15 protein-coding genes are annotated in these 25,138 nt (G+C 57.2%); 5 read left to right on the plus strand and 10 right to left on the minus strand.

The window, feature by feature from the left end; genetic code table 11:
• Positions 1 to 52: 52 nt before the first annotated feature.
• Together LJD29_RS21510 and LJD29_RS21515 are read right to left on the minus strand one after the other, a co-directional pair.
• Positions 53 to 3,568, minus strand: a complete 3,516-nt coding sequence (locus LJD29_RS21510) for a TonB-dependent receptor (RefSeq protein ID WP_446743635.1) — start codon at positions 3,566 to 3,568, stop codon at positions 53 to 55.
• A gap of 221 nt (positions 3,569 to 3,789) precedes the next feature.
• On the minus strand, positions 3,790 to 4,746 hold the full coding sequence (locus LJD29_RS21515) for a hypothetical protein (RefSeq protein WP_446743636.1): 957 nt from the start codon (positions 4,744 to 4,746) through the stop codon (positions 3,790 to 3,792).
• Positions 4,747 to 4,874: 128 nt separating this feature from the next.
• Here LJD29_RS21515 and LJD29_RS21520 point away from each other — a divergent pair, with 128 nt between their 5' ends.
• On the plus strand, positions 4,875 to 5,492 hold the full coding sequence (locus LJD29_RS21520) for a thymidine kinase (protein WP_446743637.1): 618 nt from the start codon (positions 4,875 to 4,877) through the stop codon (positions 5,490 to 5,492).
• 44 nt (positions 5,493 to 5,536) lie between these two features.
• On the opposite strand, the gene LJD29_RS21525 is transcribed toward LJD29_RS21520, so the two are convergent.
• The 3 genes from LJD29_RS21525 to LJD29_RS21535 form a co-directional block, all read right to left on the minus strand.
• Positions 5,537 to 6,319: an SGNH/GDSL hydrolase family protein gene (locus tag LJD29_RS21525; protein ID WP_446743638.1), complete on the minus strand. Its 783-nt coding sequence runs from the start codon at positions 6,317 to 6,319 to the stop codon at positions 5,537 to 5,539.
• A gap of 27 nt (positions 6,320 to 6,346) precedes the next feature.
• The gene (locus tag LJD29_RS21530) at positions 6,347 to 7,672 is read right to left on the minus strand and encodes an alkaline phosphatase family protein (RefSeq protein WP_446743639.1); all 1,326 of its coding nucleotides are present in this window, start codon (positions 7,670 to 7,672) and stop codon (positions 6,347 to 6,349) included.
• Positions 7,673 to 7,748: 76 nt separating this feature from the next.
• Positions 7,749 to 11,012, minus strand: a complete 3,264-nt coding sequence (locus LJD29_RS21535) for a TonB-dependent receptor (RefSeq protein ID WP_446743640.1) — start codon at positions 11,010 to 11,012, stop codon at positions 7,749 to 7,751.
• Between the two features lie 423 nt (positions 11,013 to 11,435).
• Here LJD29_RS21535 and LJD29_RS21540 point away from each other — a divergent pair, with 423 nt between their 5' ends.
• Entirely contained in the window at positions 11,436 to 12,533 is a 1,098-nt protein-coding gene (locus LJD29_RS21540; RefSeq protein ID WP_446743641.1) for a hypothetical protein, read from the plus strand.
• A gap of 243 nt (positions 12,534 to 12,776) precedes the next feature.
• Here LJD29_RS21540 and LJD29_RS21545 read toward each other — a convergent pair whose 3' ends face one another.
• Positions 12,777 to 13,721 carry an AraC family transcriptional regulator gene (locus tag LJD29_RS21545; protein ID WP_446743642.1) on the minus strand — a complete coding sequence of 315 codons (945 nt, stop codon included), beginning with the start codon at positions 13,719 to 13,721 and terminating at the stop codon, positions 12,777 to 12,779.
• Between the two features lie 74 nt (positions 13,722 to 13,795).
• Here LJD29_RS21545 and LJD29_RS21550 point away from each other — a divergent pair, with 74 nt between their 5' ends.
• On the plus strand, positions 13,796 to 14,824 hold the full coding sequence (locus tag LJD29_RS21550) for an SDR family oxidoreductase (protein ID WP_446743643.1): 1,029 nt from the start codon (positions 13,796 to 13,798) through the stop codon (positions 14,822 to 14,824).
• A 47-nt stretch (positions 14,825 to 14,871) separates the two neighbouring features.
• Here LJD29_RS21550 and LJD29_RS21555 read toward each other — a convergent pair whose 3' ends face one another.
• The gene (locus LJD29_RS21555; RefSeq protein WP_446743644.1) at positions 14,872 to 17,109 is read right to left on the minus strand and encodes a PAS domain-containing sensor histidine kinase; all 2,238 of its coding nucleotides are present in this window, start codon (positions 17,107 to 17,109) and stop codon (positions 14,872 to 14,874) included.
• Positions 17,110 to 17,244: 135 nt separating this feature from the next.
• Positions 17,245 to 18,453 carry a chemotaxis protein CheB gene (locus LJD29_RS21560; RefSeq protein ID WP_446743645.1) on the minus strand — a complete coding sequence of 403 codons (1,209 nt, stop codon included), beginning with the start codon at positions 18,451 to 18,453 and terminating at the stop codon, positions 17,245 to 17,247.
• Positions 18,454 to 18,713: 260 nt separating this feature from the next.
• On the opposite strand from LJD29_RS21560, the gene LJD29_RS21565 reads away from it, so the two are divergent.
• Complete coding sequence (locus LJD29_RS21565) at positions 18,714 to 18,986, plus strand: hypothetical protein (protein ID WP_446743646.1); 273 nt, start codon at positions 18,714 to 18,716, stop codon at positions 18,984 to 18,986.
• A 104-nt stretch (positions 18,987 to 19,090) separates the two neighbouring features.
• Complete coding sequence (locus LJD29_RS21570) at positions 19,091 to 19,369, plus strand: hypothetical protein (RefSeq protein WP_446743647.1); 279 nt, start codon at positions 19,091 to 19,093, stop codon at positions 19,367 to 19,369.
• Positions 19,370 to 19,957: 588 nt separating this feature from the next.
• Here the strand turns inward: LJD29_RS21570 and LJD29_RS21575 are convergent.
• Both LJD29_RS21575 and LJD29_RS21580 read right to left on the minus strand, forming a co-directional pair.
• Positions 19,958 to 21,661, minus strand: coding sequence for a hypothetical protein (locus LJD29_RS21575; RefSeq protein WP_446743648.1), 1,704 nt, complete (start codon positions 21,659 to 21,661; stop codon positions 19,958 to 19,960).
• A 153-nt stretch (positions 21,662 to 21,814) separates the two neighbouring features.
• The gene (locus LJD29_RS21580) at positions 21,815 to 25,132 is read right to left on the minus strand and encodes a TonB-dependent receptor (RefSeq protein WP_446743649.1); all 3,318 of its coding nucleotides are present in this window, start codon (positions 25,130 to 25,132) and stop codon (positions 21,815 to 21,817) included.
• Positions 25,133 to 25,138: the final 6 nt, after the last annotated feature.

Consider the following 25,138-nt stretch of genomic DNA (forward strand, 5'->3'; position numbering starts at 1 on the left):
TGCATCACGCATGGCGAGGCGATCGCCATGCGTGACCGGTGAGTCTGCTGCGTTAGAAATTCAGACGCAGGCTGCCTTGTATCTGGCGTGGATTATTGACCTGGTTCAGGAAGATCTCGCCGAAACTCGACGAGCTGATGCTGGTGTTGGGACCGGCGAACTGAACCATGTTGAATGCGTTGAAGAACTCCGCGCGGAAGTCGAGCGAGAGCGTGTTGTGGATCGGAATGCTCTTTGCAGCGAGCATATCGAAGTTGAGCGTTCCCGGGCTGCGCACCGACGAGATGTAACGCGGCGCGTTGCCGAACTGGTAAGCGGGAGTCTGAGAAAAGGCCTTCGGGTTAAAGTAGAGTCCGCCGTTCGTAATGTGGCGTCCTCCCGGTACATTCGTGGATGCGCCTGTTACATCGGGGCGCATTCCATTGCCGCCCACGCCGCCGCCGAAGGAGTTGGAGTTGTTCGGTGAGGTTACAAAGATGGGCAGGCCGTTGTCATAAGTGAAGAAGCTGCCCACCGACCACCCGCCGAGGACTGGCATCATCCATCCGTGGTTAAGCCAGGGCTTGTTCTTGCCGAATGGCAGATCGTACTCGCCACTGATACGCATCAGGTTGGTGAGGTCCTGACCGGAGATGGAGCGGTCGCAGCTCGTGCAGTTGTAGTCCTGGAAGCCCGAGGTCTGGTCTGAGACATTGTCCATCAGCTTGCTCCACGTGTAGACGAGCAACACCGACAGTCCTGAGTCGTAACGGTGTTCGAGCGAAAGCTGCATGGCGTTGTAGCTCGAGCTTCCTGCCGAGGTCTCGGTTCCGGTGGTCATGTCCTGGAACTGCGGATGAGGGCGCAGCAGCTGTCCGTACTGCACAGTCGCCTTGCTGAGTGCCGAGGTCTTGTCGGTGATGACTCCGTAGAAAGGGTTCGGAACCGTCGAGATCAGCTTGGAACCGAGAGCGAGGTCTGCATCCGGAATCTGGTTGAAGTTGAACTGCGAGTACATGTGGCGTCCGTTGCTGCCGACGTACCCCAGCGTGAAGACGAAGTTCTTCGGCAGCTGCCGCTGCACATCGAGCGACCATTGCTCGCCGTAGAGAATCGTCTGCTGGCGCGGGGCGCCGGTGAAGTTGTGGCCGGCATTGGTGAGCAGGCCAAGCGAGTTGCCGGAGACCGGAATGAGCCCGTTCGGGAATGGATTGTCGAGATTGAACTCAGGCGTCACGCCATTGGCTTCAGCGGGAGTCGATGTCGTTGTCGAGGAGTAGCCGACCGAGTTGCCGTTCGGCAGAATGGCCTGCGCGTGGAAGATGCCGAAGCCTCCGCGAACGACTGTTTCCTTGTCGGGCGCGTATTCGAAGCCGAAGCGCGGATCGAAGTTCTTCTTCTGCGTGAGCTGCAGGCGGGTGCTGCGTCCGTTCACACCGACGAAGCCAGGGCCGCCGGTCAGCGTTCCGAGCCCGGAGACGCTGGAATTGAGCGGCGAGCTGGAAGTGAGGTCCATGTAGACGAACTGGTTCTGGTTTTCCTTGTAAGGCAGATCGAGGTTGTAACGCAGACCGTAGTTCACGGTCAGTTTCGGCGTGACGTGATACTCATCGCCGATCCATCCGGCATAGTAAGGATGGCTGTAAGTGCGGGGACCCTGGATGCCGTTGCTCACAGTCGCCGCGCCGAGCAGCAGATCGGCCGCACCGCTGCCCGAATCGCCGGCAGCAGAGGTGGGATTCGGACCGCCGGTGAAGTTGCTCGTTGCGGTAACGGTCAACCCCGGCGGAACAGTCTGCTTGTAGGTGGGATACCAGCGGAAATCGACGCCGAACTTGAGGGTGTGCGACCCGATCAGCTTCGACACCATCGCCTCGTATTCGAAGGTGTTCTGCGAGACGGCTTCGTAGCCATCGTTGCCGATGGGGCTGAGACGAGTTGCTGTCGTCACGGGAAACTGGTGCGTGTAGGCGGGCAGTCCAGCGGTCACGCCTCCGTTGAAGCCGAGAGTTGTTGCGTCGAAACCGTAGCTGAAGGGCAGGCGGGTGGTCAGTACATGGCCATACGAAGCATGCTGCGTGAGAACCGTATTCGCATTGATCGCCCAGGAGTGCTGAACCATCCAGCCGTAAGACGAAAGACCCTCCTGCGTTGCTCCCGAAGTCAGGCCGTTCGGGAAGAAAGCGGAGTCGCCGTTGTTCCGATGGAACCACTCGAAGCGACCAAAGATGTTATGGGCATTGTTGATGCGGTGGTCGATGCGGGCGTGGACGGTGTTGACCTGCGACTGCTGGGTGGCGTTGGAGAAGAAATTGTTTATCGAGCTTGCGCCCTCACCGGCCTGGTTCGGCTTGGGATAGGCGTTGAGAATTCCCATACCCACCGTATCGAGGTACTGCGCCGGAATCTTGTTTCCCGGGTAGGGGTCGCGGATGTAGCGCGTGGTCCCAGCAGGTGCCGTGGGATCGAGCCGGGTCGAACGCGGGTCGTAGATGACGATCTGGTTGCCATCGGCATCGAGCGTATGCGAGAAGTCGCCCTGGCGCTCAAGCTCGGTCGGCACGGTGCCGGTGAAGGATCCGGCGTCTGACTCGCGCAGGCCTTCGTAGGTGCTGAAGAAGAAAGTGCGGTCGCGGCCGTTGTAGACCTTCGGTATATAAACCGGACCGCCCAGCGCGTAGCCAAACTGGTTGCGCTGGAAATTCGGGCGGGGCGTGCCTGCGGCGTTCGCGTTGAAACCATTGGCGTCGAGGTCGCTGTTGCGCAGGTACTCCCACACGCTGCCGTGGAGGTTGTTGGTGCCGGACTTGGTGGCAAAGGTCACGACCGCGCCGGTGGTGTGTCCCCACTGGGGATCGTAAGCCGTGGTGAGAACCTTGAATTCCTGGATGGCATCGACCGTCAGAACGCTGATGACCGAGTTTACGGAATCGAACTGGTTGGCGGCTCCGTCGAGCAGGCTGTCGGCCGTCTCGCCGGGGTTGCCGTTGATGCGGAAGGCCATCAGGTTGTGGCTGGTCTGGTCGTTGTTCCCGGCATCCGTGTTCATGGGCGAAACGCCCTGGGCAAAGTTCACCATCTGGTAGGGGTCACGAATGTTGAGCGGAATGTTTCTGACGAAGTTGCTCTCGATCACGTTGCCGCGGTCCGGCTGATTGGTCACCAGCTCCGGCGCGGTCGCCTCCACCGTCACCGATTGCGAGACCTGGGCGGGCTGAAGAGTCACGTCCACGTTGCGCGAGGCGCTGACTTCAAGCCGGAGATCCTTGATGATCTGCTCGGAAAAAGTAGGGGCGGTCGCGTGCAGCTCGTAGCTTCCCGGCGCTACTGGCGGCAACAGGTAGTAGCCATCTCCGTTGGTGACGGCCGTTGCCATGGCACCGTTGGCTCCGTTCGTGACCTGCACACTGGCTCCGGCGACAGGGCTGCCTTTTCCATCGGTGACGTGTCCGCTCACCTGGCTGTTCTGGGCGTGGGCAGCAGATTCGAGGAAGAACATCAGGAAGCAGAGGAGAACTCCGCTTCCGAAATTTCTTTTCCAATTGAAGCGGCAAAAGAGGCTCGCAAGGTTCTTCATGGAGTCAGTCATAACGTTTCGGCGGTGAAATACAGAGTGTCACGGGGATACACGAGGTGTTTTGCACCTGATTTTTAGAATGGATGGCTGGTTTTTTAAAGGAAGGTTACAAATCGGTGCGTGGCTTCACGCTCGGTTCGTCATCGAGTAGAAGAACGATCTTCCGGGTGAACGGCACCAGCAGGCCCGAGGTAAATCGTTGCGGATTGGATTACGTCCCGGTTAGGCGCCTGTCAAAGCCTGGGCTCGAACGAACCGGGCGGCGTGTAATTTGCTGCTTCGAGCACGGGCGTACGCGTAAGCTCTTGTGACGTTGCTCCCAGACCATTCAAAGGCGAGCGGTTGATGGTCGTGCGGTTCACATGATTTCTTTTGGCCGGCAAGCTTTTCAGGGCGGCAGCCTGGCGCGGTTCGCTCATCCGCTTCATGTTGTTTGCAGGTGAGAGCTTCCTGTTCAAACCACCTGTGCTTCCTGACGAATGGCCCACCGGGTTGTTCCGGCTGTAGGAAGGTGCATCCTGATGAAGAAGCGGTTCTTCTACGGAATAGCTGGCTGCAACCAGCCGCTCCGGCTGGCTTCCCTGCTGCACCGTAGAGGGCGCTGAGGTTACCGTTCTAGCCGATCCGGAAAAATGCCTTAATGACAGGAAGGTGACCGACGCAGCGGCAATCATCACAGCAACCAGCAACAGGGCCACGCGAAGGGACTGCATCGGCCACGAGCGCTGCGCTACGGCAGCCTGTAGCAGGACAGGCGACGCGGGTAACGCCGGCACGCTGACCGTCTCAGATACGGTGGCCTTTTCGACACAGCGCTCAAAGCGCGGTACGTAGCCGCCTTTAGGCAGGTCGATGCGAATAGCGTCTTCCCTGCCTTCGTTTTCGTAGAAAAGATCGAGTTTTCCCCGTAGCCGGCGTGCGCTCACGCGAACGATCGGGTCGATCTTCGGATCGTAACCCGGAGAGCGGCCGAAGCAGGCGACCCCGATGGTCGTCTCCTTAAGGCTCTCTTCTTCCCCAGCCAACATGGTGTCAACACAGAAAACCAGCAGCTTTACCAGGCTTGGAGAGGATCGGAAAGGATCTGAATCGACCAGTCTTGAAAGCTGGCTGCGTATGTCTTCCCTCACCACCATGTCGCGAGTATAGATAGGGAGAGATGAATGCCCGTTAAAAATCAGGGAAAACACGGACGAAGCGGCGCCAAGGCAAGATGGCCGCCAGTTCCCTTCCGCCTGCGGAATCGGCGTCCATGCGGATGCCGTTTCATGTTCTGCATCAACAAGCGCTGCCACGATCTATGATGGACTTGTAGACAATGAGAACAGAAACAGGGACTTTACAGCTCTGCGTTGGGACAATGCGGAGCAACAAAACAGCAGAGCTGCTGCGAAGAGTAGAGATGCGGCGGCAGTATGCCATGCAGGATGTGATTCTGTTCAAGCCGTGCGCGGACACGAAAGCCGCCCCAGGCGTGGTTGAAAGCCGAAATCCAAATGGAACGTCCAAGATGGATGCCATCGAGTTCCCTTCGGACGATCCGTGGAGCGTTCTGCCGATCATTACCGAGCACGAGCAGACCATCGGCAAACGCGTAGACTGTATCGCCATCGACGAAGGGCAGTTTGTCCATCATCTTTTCATGTTTACGAAGCGGCTTCTTGAACGCGGGTACGACGTGATGATTTCCGGCCTCGAGCTCGATTTCCGCGGCGCACCGTTCGGAGACATGCTGAATCTTTCGTGGCTCGTTCATCACTTCGGCGGCAGCCGCACCGAGCAGGTTGCTTATTGCTCCTGCGGACAGGTCGCGCTCTACCCGCAACGGCTGATCAACGGCAAGCCCGCTCCCTACAACAGTCCTGTCGTTCTTGCGGGCGATGGTTATGAGCCGCGTTGCGCCGAGCATTTCGTACTGCCCGGCGCGCCCCACTAACCTACCGGTCTCGCCGCACCTGGATCGACAGGCTTCGCCAGAATCTACTGGCGAAGCGCCTGCTCGATTGCCGATTCTGCGAGCGTTGACATGATCCTGTAACCGTCCTCGGTTGGGTGAACCTCATCCGAAGAGAGCCCAGGCTTCATCGCGCCCACACTGTCCGCCATCGCGGAGTAGTAGTCGAGATAGATGAGCCCGTTTTGCATACAAAAGTTCTTCAGCCATCCATTGACTTCAAGGATGTCCGCAGTTCCGTTGACATCTGGACGCCAATGATAATGTGCGGCCGGAAGGATCGATGAAAGGACGACTCGGATATGATTCTGCCTTGCGATGGCGACCATCGACGCGACATTATCCTCGATCATCGCAGGGCTGGACGGGCCTGTATTGCGTGCGATGTCGTTTGTCCCAGCGAGCACGACAACCACCGCAGGATGTAGCTTCACGACATCCTGTTGAAAGCGGATGAGCATCTGCGGAGTGGTTTGCCCGCTGATACCCCGGTTGATGTATGGCTTGCCCGGAAAAAATGTTCCAACCTTGCGGCCCCACCGATCGGTGATGGAGTCGCCCATGAAGACAACCCGCTGCTCTCCGGACGGAGGCACCGGCAAAGCCGCGTCTTCATCGCGATATCTAGCAAGATCGGGCCAGTCGGCAAGCTGTTTGCGCATGCGTTCGATCTGCGCCGGAGTCGGCGGGGCTGGCTGCTCCGTTGCCGCCGGTGGCTGCGGCAATGGAGCCGGTATCGATTGCGCTTGTAGAAACGGAGCGCCCAGGGAAACTGCAATCGCGAGAAAGAGAGAATGCTTGAATGGCATAGTGTGTTCGCACCTGATTATGACGGTTCAACGTAAGATCTGTGACAGCGGTTGGGCCTGAGCTTCGGGCAGGGAGAGTTTCAGAATGCGCGCTATGGTAGGTGCCACCTGAAGATTAGGGAAAGTACCCAGATGAGATCCGGGCCGGATGGAAGATCCCGAAGCAACGAACAGTGCGTTCATCTCCGGGTTGCTGTTCGGATATCCGTGCTGACCCAGTGTTGGGGTATCGCTGACGAGCGGACCGCTGTCTCCATCCTCGAAGGCATAGTCTTGTGAAGCCGTGATCCAGAGGTCTGGCGCCTGGCTCGTCTCCTTTGTCGATGGCATGCCGAATCGTTGAGCATCGGCATTGGAATAGATCTGATCGACACCGGGCATAGCGCGCAGCTCTTTAGCGAGTTGCGCCGCCTTCTGCTCGCGATCTGCGCCCTTCAGAAATATGTCCGCATGGCCACCTTCGGCCTTTACCCAGACATCCTGCATCTCCGGCAACTGCCTCAGGAAGACAGCGGGACGGACCAGGTGATGGAGCGAGGAGAAGCCATGATCAGACGCAATGATATAGGTAACGCGTTTCTCAAGACCGGCCTCATGAACCGCTGCGACAATCCGGGCGAGACAATGGTCGGCATTAGCATACGCAGCGAAGGCCGCCGGGGTCAGTGGGCCGTAACGATGCTGTAGCGTGTCGGTTTCAAGAAGATGAACCAGCAGAAGATCTGGCGTGTGCTTCTTGAGTATATCGACCGCCGCATCCGTCCAGACCTGGTCGCGCCACGCCGGGCTCTTCGACGCAAATTGCCCGATGTCGTCCGCGGTCAGGCTTCCATCGTGGATCAGCTCCTGAGCGATCGGACCTGCGAGCGCCGGCTTCTCCTCGAACTGCCAGGCGATGTTTTTGACACCGGCGACCGCAACCCAGTCGACCTGGCCAACGGTAAGGCCGTTCCGTGCTGCGATGTCGTAGAGCGTGTCGCCGTGTACCAGGATGCTCTTGTCCACTTCAGGTTTCATCAGGACCTTCGAGCTACCCGGTACAGGCTCGAGCAGGCCGTTTGCGACGACATGATGATGGCTTGCATCGACGCCTGTGATCAGCGTGGTGTGATTCGGCCAGGTAACAGTTGGATTGATGGGAATCATACCCTCGGCAACCGCTCCAGAGGCGGCCAGCGAGAGCAGCGTCGGCATCGGTGGGCTTTGGTGGAGAGCGCGAGCGGGAAAGCCATCGATCGTGACGAGAATAACGATGGGGCGAGATACTGCGGAATCTATAGCTGTGTTTTGCGCGAAGCAGCTGAACGACGATGCGAGCCAGAGGCTCGCCCAGAAGAGTTTTGCCAGCATCATGATCCTGAGGTAGTAAAGGAAGAAGGTGGCCGGTGCCGCGAATCTGCGGCACCGGCAAAGAGCCCGACGGCAGCGGCTAGAAGTAGTACCGTGCCGCCACCTGCGTGACGCGCGGAGACCCCGCGCTGCTGATTTTGCCAAACAGCGAGCTGCTGAGCGTAGCCGTAGGATTGCTGAGGTTCACATGGTTGAAGAGGTTGAAGAACTCACCGCGTATCTGCAGTGTGTGCTGATGCCACAGAGAGATGTCCTTGAAGGCGGAGAAATCCACGTTCGCGTAACCGGGACCGACGAGTGAATCACGCGCGACATTTCCGTATGGTGTCCCTGCGGGAACCTTTGCAAATGCAGTTGTATTGAAGTACTCGGCTATCCTCTCGGTTCGGCTGCGACCACCAGGCAGGTAAGGGTTGCCGACGAGGTTAGGACGGTCGTTGTTGGTGCCGTTCAGATTCGAGTCGACACCGGAGAGGATGTTGATGGGCGAGCCGCTGTGCAGTTGCACGAGCGTATTGAGCTGCCAGCCTCCAAGCACATTGCGTCCAGCGAATCCGTATTGCTTGAAGTGCGGCACTTCATAAGAAGCCGACGCGACGAAGATCTGCGGGACATTCAGTACGGAGATGCCGCGATCCCGTGCCGGATCGTTGTCGTCGGTAAGCTGGGTAGCAGAGATGCTGGATACATCGCTTCCAACCACGTCGATCACCTTCTCCCATGTGTAGTTGGCAAGCAGAGAGAAGTTGTGCTCGAAGTGCCGGCTGAGCGTGAGCTGCAAAGCGTTGTAGGATCCGCTGCCGATCGGGGCAAGCTCATAGATCCCGGCGTAGGTATAGGTATTGGGCGTGGGCTGATACGGCCTGCGCGCGTTCAGAGCTGCGGTGGCGGTACTGGCTCCCGGCGCGTAGATCGGCGCGTTTTCATCGCGCACGATGTACTGCTTGCGAGACGCATTGCCGACGTAGGCAATCTGCGCCAGCCAATGCCTGGCGAGCTGCTGCTCGACGTTGAGGTTGTACTCCTCGACGTAGGGGGTGCTGCTGTTGCCATTGGGGGGCAGGGCGGAGATGCTGGCGCCTGACTGGAATACAGGGTTCGTGGTGCTGACGACATAAGGAAACGGATCAGCCGTGGCGCCGTAAGGATTCGCTAGGCTCGTAGTCTTCGTGAGAGTGAGGTCAAGTGCGTACGGCTGCTGCTGAAGGTTTTCCGTGTCGCCACCCTCGAAGCCGCTGTAGAAGATGCCGAAGCCGCCGCGCAGCACCGTGGTGCCTTTGCCATAAACATCGTAGGCGAAGCCGACGCGGGGAGAGAAATCCTTCCACTGCGTATGGAAGATGCCGTTAGGGATGTCATGATCTCCGGAGAAGACCAGGCCCACCGGCGCGGTAGGAAAGCGGGTGGACTGCTGGTACGGAACAAAGGTTCCGTAGCTATGATTTCCGGCAAGCGGCGAAAAGACTTCCCAGCGCAGGCCTGCATTTAAGGTCAGGCGGCGCGTGATGCGCCAGCTGTCCTGCGCGTAAAGTGCGGGCTGCGACTGGTGAAGCCGATAGTAGGTGCCACTGTTCTGACGAAAGGTCGCCGCGTCTCCGAGCAGGAAATCGGCAAGCGCGTTGCCAGTTGTACCACCGGTGAAAGTGGACGCCGTCGAACCGTCATATACGCCGGTATCCGCATACCGGTTCCAAACGAAATTGCCGCCAAGTTTGATCTGATGATTGCCCCGCGTCCACAGGAAGTTGTCATACGCGGCGAGCGATTGTTGCGTCTTGTTGTCCTGGCTGCTGCTGCCCGAGCCCGCAATGAAATATCCGGTGATCGAAACATAGGGCTGCGTCTGCAGCAGAGCACCTTCGCTGATCTTGCTTCCCAGCGACGAGAGGTAGTTGTTGTCGTGGATGTTGCCGATAATGCTGTGGTTCAGCGTGAAGGACAGGTTGATGTCGTTGAGCTTGGAGGGAGAGACGACCCAATTCTCGTCGAGAATAAAGTTCGACAGGCCGTTCGTCTGGTCAGTACCGCTGTAGCTCAGTATCTCGTTGCTTCCGCCTGTAGGGGTATAGGTGAAGCCACGGCTGATGAAAGCCGTAAACGACAGCTTATGATTCTGGGTCAGCTGCGCATCTACGCGGCCAAGTCCTTCGTTGGAGGAGCTATCGGAGTTGCTGGTCTGCTGCGGTGTGACTCCGGTAGCCGGATCGGTGAGGGGCACAGCCTTCAGAATGCCCTGCGCAACCGGATCGAGCAGATTCGGACAGATCACGCCGGCTTTGCCGTTGCAGCTGTACACCGTACCGTTAGCCTGCTTGGGATACTTCGATGCGGGAAGAGCGGAGAGATCGCCCGCCGCCTCGGCCGGGGTGGGAGTCACGATGCTGGAGCTGCTGATAATCGTTGGAGTGTGAATCTGAAGACCTTCGTACGAAAGGAAGAAGAAGATCTTGTCGTGATGGATGGGGCCGCCGAAATTGCCGCCGAACTGGTTCTGCTTGAGCGGCGTCGTTCCGGTAACGAACTCCTGGTGCGCGTTGAGAGCATCGTTGCGCAGATAGTCATATAAGAGGCCGTGGTAGGCATTCGTTCCAGACTTGGTGATGACATTGACGACTGCGCCAGGCAGACGGCCGAACTCGGCGTCGTAGTTGCTGCTCAGCACCCGGAACTCATGCAGTGCGTCAGGATTCGGCAGCAGGTTGCCGGTATCCCGAAAAAATGCGGTGTTGTAAGCGCCGTCGAGGAAAAAGGAGTTGGAGTTGATGCGCATACCGTTGGTGCTGAAGTACACACCGTTGTAGCTGCCGGTAGCGACCGTTCCGGTGTAGTTTGAGACGCCCGGCGAAAGAAGGGCGAGGCCGTAAGCCGAACGGCCGTTCAACGGCAGGTCCCGAATCTGCTCCTGGTCGATGGTCTGGCCGAGCTGCGATTCCGTCGCGTCGATGCCGGGTGTCGCCGCCGAAACTGTAACCGCCTGGTCGACCCTTCCCGGAGAGAGCGCGAAGCTGACATGCGCATTCTCATTCACATTGACCGTGATGCTGGTCTGCCGCTCAGAGGTGAACCCCGCGGCGGTGCAAACCAGCTCGTAGCGGCCCGGTACGAGAGACGGAAAGATGTAGTTGCCCGACTTGTTGCTCACGAGGATATGAGACTCGTGCGTATCGACATTAAGGACGTTGAGCTGCGCGCCCGCAATGGCAGCCCCGCTCGGGTCGGTGACGGTACCTGAAATGGCACCTGACGTCGTCTGCGCATACAGCGCGGAGGTTGCTAGGATGGTGACGCACGAGGCTCGAAAGAGCACAGGGCTGACTGGCAGAAAACCTCGGGCGATGCGCATAAGGGCAGCGCCGGCGGTGGAAATATAACTTGTGGTGCGAGACGCAGATTTGGGCACTGGATCCTCTGTTATATGCCAAGGCAGCTCCATCCGGCGGCGGTCCTCGGCAGATCGGTGTTGATGAAATTGACGTTATCCATCCTGTTGTCTTCTGGAATCGCTAATTCACCGTTGTAACCCGAATATGCCGCGTAACTCTTATCAAATCTGTTGTTTGCCATCCTTTCACAGAACCCTCTCTGTAACGGTTACAAGAGCATTTCACGTGCCTTTCACAAGCGAATGATTTACTGAAAAGGCAAGATGGACGCAACGCAGCAGCTCCCGCCAATACCAGTGTCCCCGGATTCAGCGACTCAGGATGAGCGTTGGCTGCTGGTCCGGCGAATCGTGAAATCCGAGGCATTCTCCAAGTCAGACCGCATGTCCAGATTGCTGCTGTATGTCTGCCGCATGCACATTGCTGGACGCGACGAAGAGATCAACGAACAACGCATCGGAATCGAGGTCTTCCGCCGCAAGCCAAGTTTCGACTCGGGTGCGGACAGCATCGTGCGGTCTCATGCGACGCGACTGCGGCAACGGCTGGATGTCTACTTCAAGACCGAAGGCAAGGCAGAGCCCTTCCGAATCGACATCCCCCGGGGAGGTTATATTCCCCGCTTCTACAGGGAGGAGCTGCAACCTGCGCCGCCTGCCGAAGAAGTGTCCAGCGATCAGCTACCCAGCAGCCCGGTGCAGGCGCCAACGCCGTTGGAGACTGAAGCTCCTACCCGGCGCTTCGAGCAGCAGAACTCATTTCTTCGTCCACTGCTTATCGGCGTCGCTGTCGTGCTGGTGGCGATTGCGGGTCTCTACGTCAGCCGTTTGCTGCCAGGAACAAATCAGGCTCCCAGGCAGACAGAGGTGGAAAGGCGCTTCTGGGGTGGCCTGTTTGGAAACGGTAAACGAACGCTCCTGGTGACAGGAGACAGTGGCCTCGTGTTGTACGAGACATTCGCAAGAAAAGATGTCTCTCTGCCGGACTACGTCGCCGGAAATTATCATCAGGCTCCGGAGCCTTCGGCTGCAGTTTCGCCCGAAATAGAAAGGGACCTTTCCTCGCGGCGATATACCTCCGTGGCGGATCTCAATCTGGCGATACGGCTTAGCAGGCTCCCGGAGTGGAGCGACCAGCACGCCGAGGTGGTCTTTGCGCGGGACCTCCGTGCGTCTGATGCAGTGCGATCGAATCTCATCCTTATAGGGTCGCGACAGGCCAATCCCTGGGTGTCACTGGTCGATTCGTCCATGAACTTCGTTCTGACATCGGACGGAAACGGACGATATTACTTCTTAAATCGCCATCCTCTGCCTAACGAACAGTCGATCTACAGGCCATCGCAGAACGGAAGCGTGACTTCGGACTCCTCGGTTTACGCCTTGATCTGCTATCGCGCCGGGGATTCTGATACCGGCAAGGCGCTGCTGCTGAGCGGTATCTGGCAGTCCGGCACGCAGGCTGCCGGAACTATGTGCTGACCGATCGGCACTTCACCGACTTTCTGTCGAAGATAGAAAAGCGCGACGGTTCATTCCCGGGGTTCGAACTTCTGGTGCAGGTTCGGAGCGTGGCCGGCAACGCATTTACCTCGTCGATCGTTGCGAGCCGGGTCTCCTGAGCAGGACAGCTTCGGCGGCTCAGTTATTCGAGGCACGCTAGCAAGTGGAAGATTTCACTTCGGTGCTGCCGCAAAGCGCGGATCATCCACATTCAAAACTGGCCTACCCAGTATTGCGAACCACATTCCGGTATCGATTCGGTGAGACGCCGACTGTTCTCTTGAAGGCATTGCTGAAAGCACTCTCCGATGCATACCCGAGTGATCCGGCAAGTTCTGCCACTGTCACTTCGTCATCGCGCAAAGCCCGTTCCGCAAGCCGCATACGCCACGTCGTCAGGTAGCTGAGCGGGGACACGCCCGCAGCAGTCTTGAAGCTGACGGCGAAGCTCGTTCGAGACATTGCTGTCTCCTTCGCAAGCTCCTCGAGCCCCCACGCATGCTCAGGCCTGCTGTGCATTGCACGGAGCGCCGGTGCAATCCTCGCGTCTGCCAGCGCACGCAGCCAGCCGACCGGCAGATCTCTGGAAGCGCCGACGTGCGCGCGCAAAATCTGGATGAACAGGAGTTGCGCCAACTGGCCGGAGGCCAAACTGGCTCCGGGCAGATCTGACGATCTCTCGCGAACCAGCTGCTCCAGCAGCCACTTGAATGCTGTCGCCTGTGGAGAGGAGGCGGGAACGTGTATCCAGGGAGGCAGCGCATCCGCGAGCAGCTCGCGGCTCATAGGATCGAGCAGAACATGGCCGCCCAGATAACTGAAATCTTCGCCTTCGCCAAGGTGCGCAGTGTTTGAGCCGGGATGCGCTGTGCTGGATTTGCCGGCTCGAAAAATCTCCATCGCATCTACCGGCTCAAGATCCGGACGGCTGGACAGAACGAACGATCTCTTCGCCGTAAGCAGCCCAACATCCCCGCTGCCAACCAGGATCGGCTCCCGCTCTCCATCGATTCGAACCCAGCAGCATCCTTTTACGACAGCAAAAAACTTGATCTTATCTGGAGCAGGAAAGCGCATCGCCCAGTCGCCTCCAGCCGTGAAGCCACCGGTCACCAGGCTTTCTGCCCGGGTGAACTTCAGGATGTCGGAGAAAGGATCCTCGCTCATCCTTGTACTATCGCGCATGAAATACGTACTGACAAGTATTCTCCGTTCAGAATCATTCCCCTATCGTCGAATCTATGAGCAACGAACTAGTAGTGGTTACCGGCGGATCGGGTTTCATCGCTTCTCACTGCATTCTGCAACTCCTGCAAAAGGGATATCGTGTGCGAACGACCCTCCGCTCCCTGACGCGCGAGGCAGAGGTTCGCGCCATGCTGAACCAGGGCGGTGCCGATCCGGGCGATCGTCTCACCTTCGTGGCAGCCGACCTATCCGCTGATACAGGCTGGGCAGAAGCGGTTGCCGGATGCACCTACGTCCTGCACGGAGCTTCACCTACCCCGTCCGGGAGCTACGCGACTGAAAAGGATTGGATCCAGCCTGCCGTCGATGGAGTCCTGCGGGTCTTGCGTGCCTCACGAGATGCGGGTGTGAAGCGTTTCGTCCTTACCTCCGCTTTCGGAGCAATCGGCATGGGCCACAAGCCGCAGACGAGGCCCTTCGACGAAAACGACTGGACGAATCTAAACGGCAAAGTTGCGCCCTATCAGAAGTCAAAGACGCTTTCGGAGCGCGCAGCATGGGATTTCATAGCGAAGGAAGGCCGGGGCCTTGAGCTGTCAGTAGTCAATCCCACAGCCGTTCTTGGCCCGGTGCTCGCGGCAGACTACTCGCACTCCATCCGCATCGTTCAGCAGCTGATGGACGGACTGCCCGGATGTCCGAAGATCAACTCAGGTTTTGTGGACGCGAGAGACGTAGCCGACCTGCATCTGCGCGCCATGATCGATCCCGCGGCCAACGGAGAAAGATTTATTGCGATCTCCGGCGAGAGCCTGTGGATGCTGGATCTCGCCAGGATTCTGAAGCGGCGCATGGGCGCAACGGCCGCAAAGGTTCCTACGCGCGAGCTACCCAGTTGGATCATCCGCACGCTGGCAATACGGAACCCGACGATGAAAAACCTCGTTCCTTTTCTTGGCGTAAAGATGAACGCAACTTCGCAAAAGGCAATCAAGCTGTTGTGCTGGTCGCCACGGTCGAGCGAGGAGGCAATCGTCGCCGCTGCTGAAAGTCTGCAGCAACTTGGATTACTGAAAAGGTAGAAACCCTGCCCGCTCAAGTACTGGAGAGTCGAGAATTTCAAATCGCGCTAGCCGGGTTGATTCCGTTTTAGCGAAGCCAAGAATTTCATCTCCACAGTCGTGCCGTCTCCGTTCCGCAGGGAGAGATGCCCACCCAGTTGGGTAATCAACAGCCGAACGATGGTTAGGCCAAGCGTCTCTGAACTGGCAAAGTCGAAATCCGGGGATAGACCGACGCCTGAATCCTGCACAGAAAGATGCACCCACTGGTCCGCCTGCGCGAGCCGCACCTTAAGACGCCCGGTTTCACCACTGGGGAATGCATGCTTGCATGCATTGGAGACCAGCTCATTGAGAAGTAAACCGCACGGCACAGCGCGCTCGAGATCGATACTTACGCTCTCACCCTCCATCACGACTTCGACGCGATTCTGCATGTCATAGAACGCGACAAGTTGCGGAACCAGCATGGCTGCGTAAGCGGTCAGATCTACGGCGGAAAACGAACCGGACTGGTAGAGCAGTTCGTGAATGTGGGAGATGGACATGACCCGATTGCATGCCTCCTCCAACTGGCTAACTGCTGCGAGATCGTCGCTACGGCGGGCCTGCATCTCTAACATGCTCGTGATGACGTGCAGGTTGTTCTTGACGCGGTGATGCACCTCCTGCAATAAAGCATCGCGCTCGGCAACACGAACCTGTAATTCGGCCGTTCTATTCGCGACCTCTTCCTCAAGCCGCACGCGGTGGTTTTTTTCCGCTTGGCGCAAGGCATTTTCGGCGCGTCCTCTTTCGATCAGGTGCGCAGCCAGTCTGGAGTACAAGTCAGCCCATCGGAGCTCCGATTCGGTGGGGACGTGCGCATCCTTGAAGTGAACAGACAATACTCCCTGGAGATCATCGCGCCGGGTCTTCAAAGGTGTACTCACCGCCGCCCTGTAACCGAGCGTCGCCGCGGTCGGTGCGTGATCGCCCCATGCCGGATCGGTGATGAGGTCAGAGGCGATCACGCGCTGCCTCGTACGGATGGCAACGGCACAGGTCGAATGAAAGTCGCGATCGACCGGTGGAATAGCATACAAGTCCCGCGGATCGAAGCCGCGTGAAGCTGCATACCGGAGCACGTCAGCCTCGGGATCATGGAACTGGACTGTGCCGCGGTCAGCTCCATAATGCACGATAGCCGCATCCAGCACTTCTCCTAACGCAGTCGACAGGTCGGTGATAGACAGCAGCCGCTCAGTAAGATCATGCACCCTTGTGATGGCCGTAAGTTCTTCAGCTAAAGTACCCTCGACTTGTGCCAGCTCGACGTTTGCCCAGGTACGCTCTGCCACATCCTCCAGCAGGCGCAGCTCCGGGCCTGCCCATTGGCGCGGCGTTCGGCTTTGAACACCCACGATTGCGACCAGTTGCCCCTTCCTGACAAGCGGAACAGCGGCCCAGGCTCTCACGCTGATGGCTCGATAGGCGGCGCGGTATGTTTCCGATTGCGCTTCGATTTCCGTATCACTCATGAGCAGCGTACGCCCCTGCCGATAGGCTTCAGCTATATCCGCCGAAAAGTCGGAGAGATGCATCTCTTCCGGAATTGGCGCTGGATCTCTTTCATATCGCGCAGTCAGGCGAAAGGTGTCCTGGTCCGGGTCCACTTCAAAATAAGTCGCGCGCATCACGTCGAAGTACTCGGCAAGCAGCTTCATAGCTGCATTTTGCACTTGCGCTGGATGGGAAAGCCTTCGTGTTGTGTCATGCAGGTTCAGAAGAAAAGCCTGCCGCTGCTGACTTTCGCGAAGGGCCACTTCCGCGAGGACTTTGTCAGTCGTCTCAGCGAGAGTGCAAAAGATGCCCTCAACCTTTCCTGAGTCTCCACGGATTGGGGTGTAGATAACGTTCCACCAGGCGTTTTCTATCTTCCCTCGCCTCATCACGGGAAGGAGGCTGTCGGTCAGGACGACGCCTTCTCCTTGACTGACACGCCGATAGATCGGGTCAAGGGTGCCTGCAAGTTCCTGGAAGCAATCATGCGTTCCCTTGCCAAGTGCGACCGGGTGCTTGCCGGGGTGAAGCTTTGTCCAGAGAGCGTTGTAGATTTGCAGATGCTCCGGTCCCCAGAGAATGATCGCAGCCACTGGACTGGCAAGCGCCAGATCGACCGCGGTTCGCAACGTTTGAGGCCAGCTTTCTGTCGCACCAAGGGGGGTAGAAGTCCAGTCGTATGTGCGGATGAGCGCGCCCATCTCGTCCCCGCCTGCCGGCCAGACGGATCGATCGCTTTTGCTGACACATGCAGTTTCTGTCATAAGATCCTCCAATTTCAGGCCCGGAGGCGCCCTGGTGTGACAATCCACTACATTGCCGATCAGCTGCACAGATCGGTGATCGTCCCGAACAGCGCGGGTCGCCTCTGTGGAGACACCGTCTCCACCCTTAAAAACTCAGCGCGAACGACGTAGCTCTTTCTCCCGCCGGTCCAATGCAAGCTCTGTGACAGCCCGCAGTGAACCAGTGTGAAAGGGCTTCACCAGATATCCATAATGTTCCGCTGTTTTTACTTCAGCCAGCGTCTTCAGATCAGCATGTGCGGTGATGAATACAACCGGAATCTGAAGACGCTCCCAGATTTGCCTCGCGGCCACAATCCCGTTTATTTTCCCAGCCAGTTGGATATCCATAAAAATGACATCCGGATTCTTCTCGGCTGCGGCAGTAATCGCGTCTTCACCTGAGCTGACTGAGTCGCAGACGAAATAGGAGAGCCCATGAAGCTGTTCCTGCAGGTTTTGTGCAACAAGAGATTCATCTTCAACGATGAGAACGCGGGTTTGATGAACTCGGGAAGGATGCCGCGCAACCAGTTCAATCAATTTGTCAGCAATGCTGTCCGCAGGCAACACGTAATCCACCGCATTGTTCTCAATCGCACTCAGCGGCATGCCCGGAAATTCCGCCTCCGATGGCTCCTGAACGATGGCTATGCCTCCCCGCTTCTTTATCTGCCACAGGCCTGCGGTCCCATCAGACAGGGTGCCGCTTAGAATGACGCCGATCATTCTGCGGCCGTAAATCGATGCTGCCGAGCGAAATAAGACGTCGATGCTCGGACGAGCGAAGCTTTCCCTTGGACTTCTCTCAAGGCGCATCAGGCCATCTTCGAGAGTGAGATGGTGATCCGGCGGGCAAACGTAAATTTGTGCCGGGTGGAATGGCTGGAGGTCCGCGGCAATGTGCACTGGCATCGACGCGTATGACTGAATCAGCCCGGCCGAACTGGCAGCCAGCCATCCCGGTGAGCAGTGTTGCAACACGAAGAAAGTAGCGGGAAATCCCTGCGGCAAACGAGCCACGATAGCACGCACTGCAACCGTGCTGCCGGCCGATCCCCCGATAACGATGACTTTGACAGGACCGTTCCCGTGATCGACGTGCCAGCCTTCATGCCGGACAGGCTCTCCAGGTAAACCGATAGGCTGAGCCGGCGCGGACTCTTGGGGACCTTTATTTAGAGAGCGCTGATACTGCCTCATCACCTCACGCGTAGCCTGGACGCTGGCGCGCCCCTCACTAATGACCTCGAAACTGAAGCCAGCGAGCCGGCGGGAGAATTCCGCGATGCCCCGCGCCATTTCCGGCAGATCGTCTGTCATGGACCCTCCTGACTAAAGTACGAGCCCTCGAACTACCGCCATTAGTTTACGCCTGTGCGTCCATCTCGGCCCCCGGGTAATGGAGAGCCGGCCAGGGACCTTGTTGATTGGGGCATATCGCAGGGTGTCTCCTTTCGTGAGGTGCAACTAGCCGGAGATTTACGGCTAACGAACTCCCAGCCTGCGAACGTAGAAAAGCCTAAGGAAAGGCGTGCGATAAAAGCTTGTCCTGATTGAACCTGCGTCAGTACGAAGTGTGCATGAGCTTTCAAACGCCAGATCATGCCGGATCGTCTCGCCAGAATCTCTGGACCTTTACCGTCGAGCAGGTACAACATATGACCGGAGAGGCACGTGCGAAAGAGGCAGCCGTCGCACTCTGGGCTTTGCTCCATGGAGCAGCAACGCTGGAGGCAGGTCAGGTACCAGGAGAGAACAAACCCGCCAGCGGTTTTGAGTTTGGGCTGAGTGCCTGGCTTCTCCTTGCCGGCACGCCATTCCCTGCTTCGCCGGCAAAGAAACCACGGCGCTAACTACGTTTCCTCAGCGGATCACTCACCTCATCCTGGGCGGCAATCCACCTGGCAAGCTGGATTATCCGGCAGAACCACTCTTTCTGCAGACTGCGTTCAAGCCAGTGATCGACCTGGCCGATGAGGAGATTCTTTTCTTCGAACCGGCTTCTGAGGCAAGTGTGAAAGCAGCAGAAGCGTCGCATCGCCGTATCGCGCACCGAAGTGGCGACCAGGATGCACCTCTAACGCGTGAGCAGTTCATACCCTTTCTGAAAGCCGTATCCGCAGGTTGGGGAATTTCTGTCGATCCCAGATATCTCCGCGGAACGGATAAGCGTTTTAATCAGGAAACTCCTCAGCGATCCGAAATACCGCAGAAACGTCCGGAGCTTAAACGATAAAATCGCCTCTGATAAGGGCCTGCCCTTCGCAGCGACAACGATCATCAAGGCATTTCGCTCTGTAGCCGGCTCTTGAGGCAACAGAGTATATCGCCCGTGGCGTACGTGCGGGTCACGGGCGTGCAAAGTACCACGACAGTATTCCCGTCCTCAAAATATCGCACTAGAGGAGCGGGAAGTCTGCTGTTTTGCCTCGCGTCTGGTACACGCGGTCACTGTGAGGCCGGAAGAAAGCCGTTTCTTTCCCTTTTTTGTATCTTGTGAGTGGCGATGTGGAACTGCTGGGAGCGGAGGAAGAAGATATCAGCCGCGACCAGCAGGGACAAAATGAGTAGCAAGGCAGGCTGGCCGGGCAATGGGGCTTAGAGGGCGCGTTTGGCGCCTATCGCTACACAAAGATTGATCCGAAGACCGTTAGTGTGTAGCGATAGCTGGTGGCGTTTCTACTGCTCGTCAATTCGGCGGCATACCGTGCAGGCTATGAGGGATTCATGCCGAATGCCTGCCTTGTAGATCTGTACGAAGTTGGGACGAGGCCAACTCTACGCCTGGATAAGAACGAGGCGGATTCTCCTCGTATCAGTCTAGTCAAGAGATGGTTTGCAACCTGATCATGTTTCCTTCAGCGGAGGAGACACTCACACCACTTTGAAACATGGAAGCGGCACCAACTGCCACGCCGATGCTGTAGTCAAAGTCCCTGAAGCGAAACTGCAGGCGGTCTCGTGAGACCTGCTGTAACGCGCTCTTGTCAGGGACCCATTCGAACTTGAGAACGAGGCGTCCCGGCGATCGAACATCTACCAACTTGAAATTGAGCCATTTCTCAGCAAACAGGACCGACAGTGTTCCGCCTTCGGCCAAAGGTACGGTCACCTGGAGGCTCGATTGCGTTTCACTGACTGTCGGCAGGCCAGCCATGGTGAGTGGTATTTCCTTCCCGTCCAATCCGATTGCAACAAAACGCCCCATGGCGCGGATGCCATCGTGGCCTTCTCGAATGTCGTCACTCCAGTGATAACCATCGAGAACAGCCAGCATGCGTTGCTCGATGCCATGCTTCTTCACCGGGTCGGTGAGATAAGGCTGAGGAAAACGATCATCGTAGATGTGCAGATCCCTGAGGTAGAACTCATTGCCGCGGAAATGCAGGTTAGCTCGCAGGTACTTGCTCTGATACCAGACCGTGCGTTGTGGCGGATCATCTTTTCCAAACGGATCTTCCAGCATGACCTGCGCCTGGGCCGGCGTGGATGAAAAGGAGCGTTTGAAGTTGCGCCCCGTCTCGCCCATGGTTTCGACAACAACCTTGCCGCCGTCTCGCAGTATGGAGAGCTTTTCCATCTGCATGGCATAGGCCTTGCTCATCATGGGCCATCCGAAGCTGTTTTCTTGGCCAAGCTGCGCATAGGCAATGCTCTGCGTCGGCGCATGCGCCATCATATCGAAGAAACGATCGACAAACGTTTCCGATTGGCCCGAAGGCCAGACGGGTTCCATCGTATCTGGATACCTAAAGACGTTGTCGTAATAGTAGACCGGGTCCTGGCCCAACAGGCGAAACATTGGTGTTTCGATCTGATTCTTCCTCTCGAGCGCCGGACTCCAGGCATTGATGCGATTCGGATAATATGCCGCGATGGGAGATCCCCAAATGGTGAAACCATCCGTAGCCAGTTGATCCCGGCAATTGCCGAAAGCGTCAATTTCATATTGATCGGAGAGGTGAGCGGCGGAGATCGCATCCATGTTCCACGATGCAACGGTCTTCGCGCTGTGGCCAAAGATTCGCTTGAACGTGGCCATGGCTGTGTCTGCCAGCTTCTTCCGATCCTCAGGACTGTAACCGATTGAATAGGCAATGGGCACATGGTAATCCCATTCCCATTGCGGATTCCCTCGCCACGCAATGCCCGCGTCGTCACAGATCTTACGGTTCATCTCAAACCAGATACCCACCTCATGATTCGCCGGCATCTCCGCTTTGAGAAACTCGACGTACGGGCCTTCTACAAGTGCGTCGTATTGTAAGAGCCATGTGGCAGGAAACTTGCGGGCTTTGATGAGAGCCATCTGTTCGCGCACTGGCTTCATCAGATCCATGGGCTCACGTGGCTCCTCGGCGCGGATAAAGTTCATGATGTTCACCGCTCGAAGGCTGCGTGCTTTATGCGTATCACTGGCCTGGGCAAATGGTATGGACCAGGAAGCGACCATGGTGGTCAGGCCCCCGGCAATGAATTCACGCCGATTGATGGAGCTTCGGCCCTGACCAGCTTTCGCCTTCAACATGCAAACGTCCTTTCGAACCTCGCTGTCCCGCTGGTCATCAAAAACACGAACCTTCGAACAACGGGACAACGATGTGCTATGACATGGAAATAAACGAGACAGCCATCCCCTCGTCTCCTGGCATGCGGGAGAACGAAGAATAGGCGCCTCCGTTCAGAACTTCAGCTTGAGCGCTCCCTGCATGACGCGGGGAGGAATCGCGCCCGTACCGGTGATCTGCCCGAAGGTTGCGGAAGTTGGATCGGTATTCGGTACGCCGAAGCTCGGGTGATTGAAGGCATTGAACATCTCCCAGCGGAACTGGAGGCCGTATCTCTCTCTGAACGTCCAGTTCTTCATCAGCGCTGCATCGGTCGAGTTGACCGTTGGCGAGATAAAGGGATTTCTCGCGGTATTGCCGAAGGTTCCTGGCGCGTTCGTCACAAACGCTTCGGGATTCAGATAGTGGTTCAACCAGTTTTGCTGATTGCCACGATGCACATTCGGCGACACCCCAGGCACCATGTCAGCACGATCCCCGTACTGATCGGACCCTGACGCATTCGATCCGTCTCCGCATCCGCAGATTCCGAAAGGGGAACCGCTGTATGCGTTGATGATCGCGCTCAGTTCCCAATCACCAAGGATGTTCCGCAGGATCGGATTCCAGGATTGGAATGAAGGTACGGTATAGACGAAGTAGCTGGTAGAAACCAACGGAACATTGAGCTGCGAAACCCCTCTGTTATAGCGAATATTGAATGGGTTGGGAAGCCCACCCTGTACCGCGATGTTGCCGGTAGCCGAGAGGTCGATAACCTTAGACCAGGTGAAATTCGTTCTTGCCTGGAAGCCATGGGACAGGCGTTTCTCCAGTCCGACCTGCAGGGAATGATACGGAGATGTTCCGAGGCTGCTCTCCTCTTCGATCTGGTTAAAGCGTGGATAGGTTAACCGCTGCGCATTCAACGCGGGATTCGTTGAATAGATACCGGGATTTCTATCGAGGATTGTGCCGAGATGGTAGGACTCTTTCCCGACATATGCAATATGCAACGCAAGGTCCTTCGAGAGTTGCTGATCCACGGCAAGGTCCCAACTTTGCGTCATCAGCGCATGAAAGTTGCTGTCAAACACGGCTTCTACGCTTACGGGTTGCAGGATTACAGAATTCGACGGGGGGATGTAACCCGTGGAAGCAAACGGCGGAAACGGCGTTGCGTATCCGGTTGTGGCGTATGTCGACCAGGGGCTATCAAAGGGAATTGTATAGCCCGATCCCGGCGTAGCATTCAGGTTGTATACAGGACTGAAAGGTGCGATGTCTGCCGTGTGGTTGTAGGTTGAATACGGAAGAGGTCCTGTGAACATGCCAAAAGCACCACGTATCGCAGTGTTCGGCATGCTCGCAGGCTGCCAGCTGAAGCCTACTCTTGGTTGAAAATATCCATAAGTCGCAGGCATCAGTGCAGCATTCACGCCTTTATCGCCCGGAAAGACCAACCCGACGGGAGCATTGGGAAACCTGGTGCTCTGCTGACCAGGACGGAATGCAGCGCCGCGTCCTTCCCCAGGGGTCGAGGGCGGAAGGTTCGGGTCCCAACGCAAGCCAGCGGTGATGGTGAGGTTTGATTTCACCCGGTATTCGTCTTGTGCGAACAGTCCCAGCTGCCATCCTTTGACACTGGCAATCTCACCGCCGCCCTGTGTGAAATTGTTCAGATAACCTAGAAGATAATCAGCCAGACCGAAGCCCGTGTAGTTCGAGAAACCGCTGATGGGTGCCGCGGGATAATCGGCATTTTCCTGCGCGAACTGCTTCCAGAGATTGCCTCCAACACTGAGCGTATGTGCGCCGATTGTTTTGCTCAGGGCATCGTTCAGTCCATAGGAATGGCGGTTCTCCACCTGCAGTGCGTTATAGCCTGAACTGAAACCGCTGGTGGAAAGGCCTTCCAGATAGCAGTGTCCGGGAATGTCGTTCACGGCAATGTACTTCGACATGCAGATCTGATTGCCACTCTTGTCAGTCGGCTCGGCGTACGAAGCAACATAGTCTTCCGTCCAGAAAAGGGTGGCTTCGTTAACAGTTGTGGAGTTGATGACCCAATCGTGGCCCAAAACCACGTTGTAATCTCTTCCCTGTTGCGCGTCGTTGATTGCCATCAGGTTGCCGTTGATCGATGAGGCAGGCTGTTCCTCCCACAGAGTGAAGCTGCGCAGATACAAGCGATGATGATCGTTTAGCGTGTAATCGAGTCGTGCTGTTCCTTCATCGTAGTTTTGAATCTGCTCAGGACTGACGTAGCTCACTTGGCCCGTGGCGGGATTCTGGCCGAGAGGGAGAGCAGTCGTCGCGAGCCTGACGGCGGCGGGCGAAAACAGGGATGGGTTGATCTGATCGGGCTTGCCGTTCACTGTTGTAAACAGATTGGGCTGGTTCGTGTAAGGTGTGGTGCTCAGGGTTGTACCGGCGGGAAGCGCAGCAGCCACCGCGCTGAAATCTCCATTCAACATAGCTTGTGTGGGCGTGTAAGCGATGCTGTATTGCGAGGCATAATGCTGACGCGTGCCCTGGTAGTTCGTAAAGAAAAACAGTTTGTTCTTTATGATGGGTCCACCGATGTAGCCCCCAAACTGGTTTCTCTTAAGCGTGTCGACCGTATCGGCAAAATAATTTTTGGCGTTGAGATCGTTATTACGCAGGAACTCGAAAACACCTCCATGGAACTCGTTGCCACCCGACCTTGTCTTGATGCTGACGACAGCTCCAGGAGCATATCCGTACTGAGAGTCGAAATTCGTGCTCACACGAAACTGCTCCGTTGCGTCTGCATTCGGGAAGGGCGCGGTCTCGGGCATGTAGGTATCCATGTTCGGCGCTCCGTCCAGCAGGAAGAACGTACTCCCCTGTCTGCCGCCGCCTGAAGAGGCATTGACCTCGGTAGGAATCGCTGTTCCACCGGGCGCCAGCCCGACCGGGGACTGCAGAACATTGGTGACTCCGGCACTCAGGAAAATCAGACTTGAAGGATCTCTTCCATTGAGCGGAAGCTCTGTGACAGCGTGCTGATTGATGACCTCGCTTACCTCTCCAGAGGTCGTGTTGATCAACTCTCCCCCACCGGATACCGTCACGGTCTGCTTAGACCCGCCGACTGTCAAGGAGACACTCAACCCCTTCTTTTCGCCGATGCTCAATACGACGCCTTCGGCGACGAACGGCTGAAATCCGGGGCATTCGACCGTAATGCGATAGCGGCCCGGCTCAAGCGCTGGGGCGAGGAATTGGCCAGCCTGGTTTGTCGTCACCTTGCGCGTGCTGCCCGTATCCTGGTTCACGATCAATGCACTTGCGTTAGGCAGTACGGCACCGGAGGAGTCTGTTACAGCGCCGGTGATCTGCGCAGCCGATTCCTGTGCATGAAGGCGAAGAGCCGGGTTGATAATCAGAGCGCAGATACAGAACGCCCAAAGAAAGAAACGCATCATTGTTAG

It is taken from the genome of Silvibacterium acidisoli, assembly GCA_022870745.1.
Classification (GTDB): domain Bacteria; phylum Acidobacteriota; class Terriglobia; order Terriglobales; family Acidobacteriaceae; genus Silvibacterium.

Excerpts from the sequence above, each read along its gene's own strand:
- LJD29_RS21535 (WP_446743640.1), bottom strand. The coding sequence starts at position 11,012 with ATGCGCATCGCCCGAGGTTTTCTGCCAGTCAGCCCTGTGCTCTTTCGA.
- LJD29_RS21530 (WP_446743639.1), bottom strand. The coding sequence starts at position 7,672 with ATGATGCTGGCAAAACTCTTCTGGGCGAGCCTCTGGCTCGCATCGTCG.
- LJD29_RS21540 (WP_446743641.1), top strand. The coding sequence starts at position 11,436 with ATGTCCAGATTGCTGCTGTATGTCTGCCGCATGCACATTGCTGGACGC.
- LJD29_RS21545 (WP_446743642.1), bottom strand. The coding sequence starts at position 13,721 with ATGAGCGAGGATCCTTTCTCCGACATCCTGAAGTTCACCCGGGCAGAA.
- LJD29_RS21510 (WP_446743635.1), bottom strand. The coding sequence starts at position 3,568 with ATGACTGACTCCATGAAGAACCTTGCGAGCCTCTTTTGCCGCTTCAAT.
- LJD29_RS21525 (WP_446743638.1), bottom strand. The coding sequence starts at position 6,319 with ATGCCATTCAAGCATTCTCTCTTTCTCGCGATTGCAGTTTCCCTGGGC.
- LJD29_RS21565 (WP_446743646.1), top strand. The coding sequence starts at position 18,714 with ATGAGCTTTCAAACGCCAGATCATGCCGGATCGTCTCGCCAGAATCTC.
- LJD29_RS21520 (WP_446743637.1), top strand. The coding sequence starts at position 4,875 with ATGAGAACAGAAACAGGGACTTTACAGCTCTGCGTTGGGACAATGCGG.
- LJD29_RS21550 (WP_446743643.1), top strand. The coding sequence starts at position 13,796 with ATGAGCAACGAACTAGTAGTGGTTACCGGCGGATCGGGTTTCATCGCT.
- LJD29_RS21555 (WP_446743644.1), bottom strand. The coding sequence starts at position 17,109 with ATGACAGAAACTGCATGTGTCAGCAAAAGCGATCGATCCGTCTGGCCG.
- LJD29_RS21560 (WP_446743645.1), bottom strand. The coding sequence starts at position 18,453 with ATGACAGACGATCTGCCGGAAATGGCGCGGGGCATCGCGGAATTCTCC.
- LJD29_RS21580 (WP_446743649.1), bottom strand. The coding sequence starts at position 25,132 with ATGATGCGTTTCTTTCTTTGGGCGTTCTGTATCTGCGCTCTGATTATC.
- LJD29_RS21575 (WP_446743648.1), bottom strand. The coding sequence starts at position 21,661 with ATGTTGAAGGCGAAAGCTGGTCAGGGCCGAAGCTCCATCAATCGGCGT.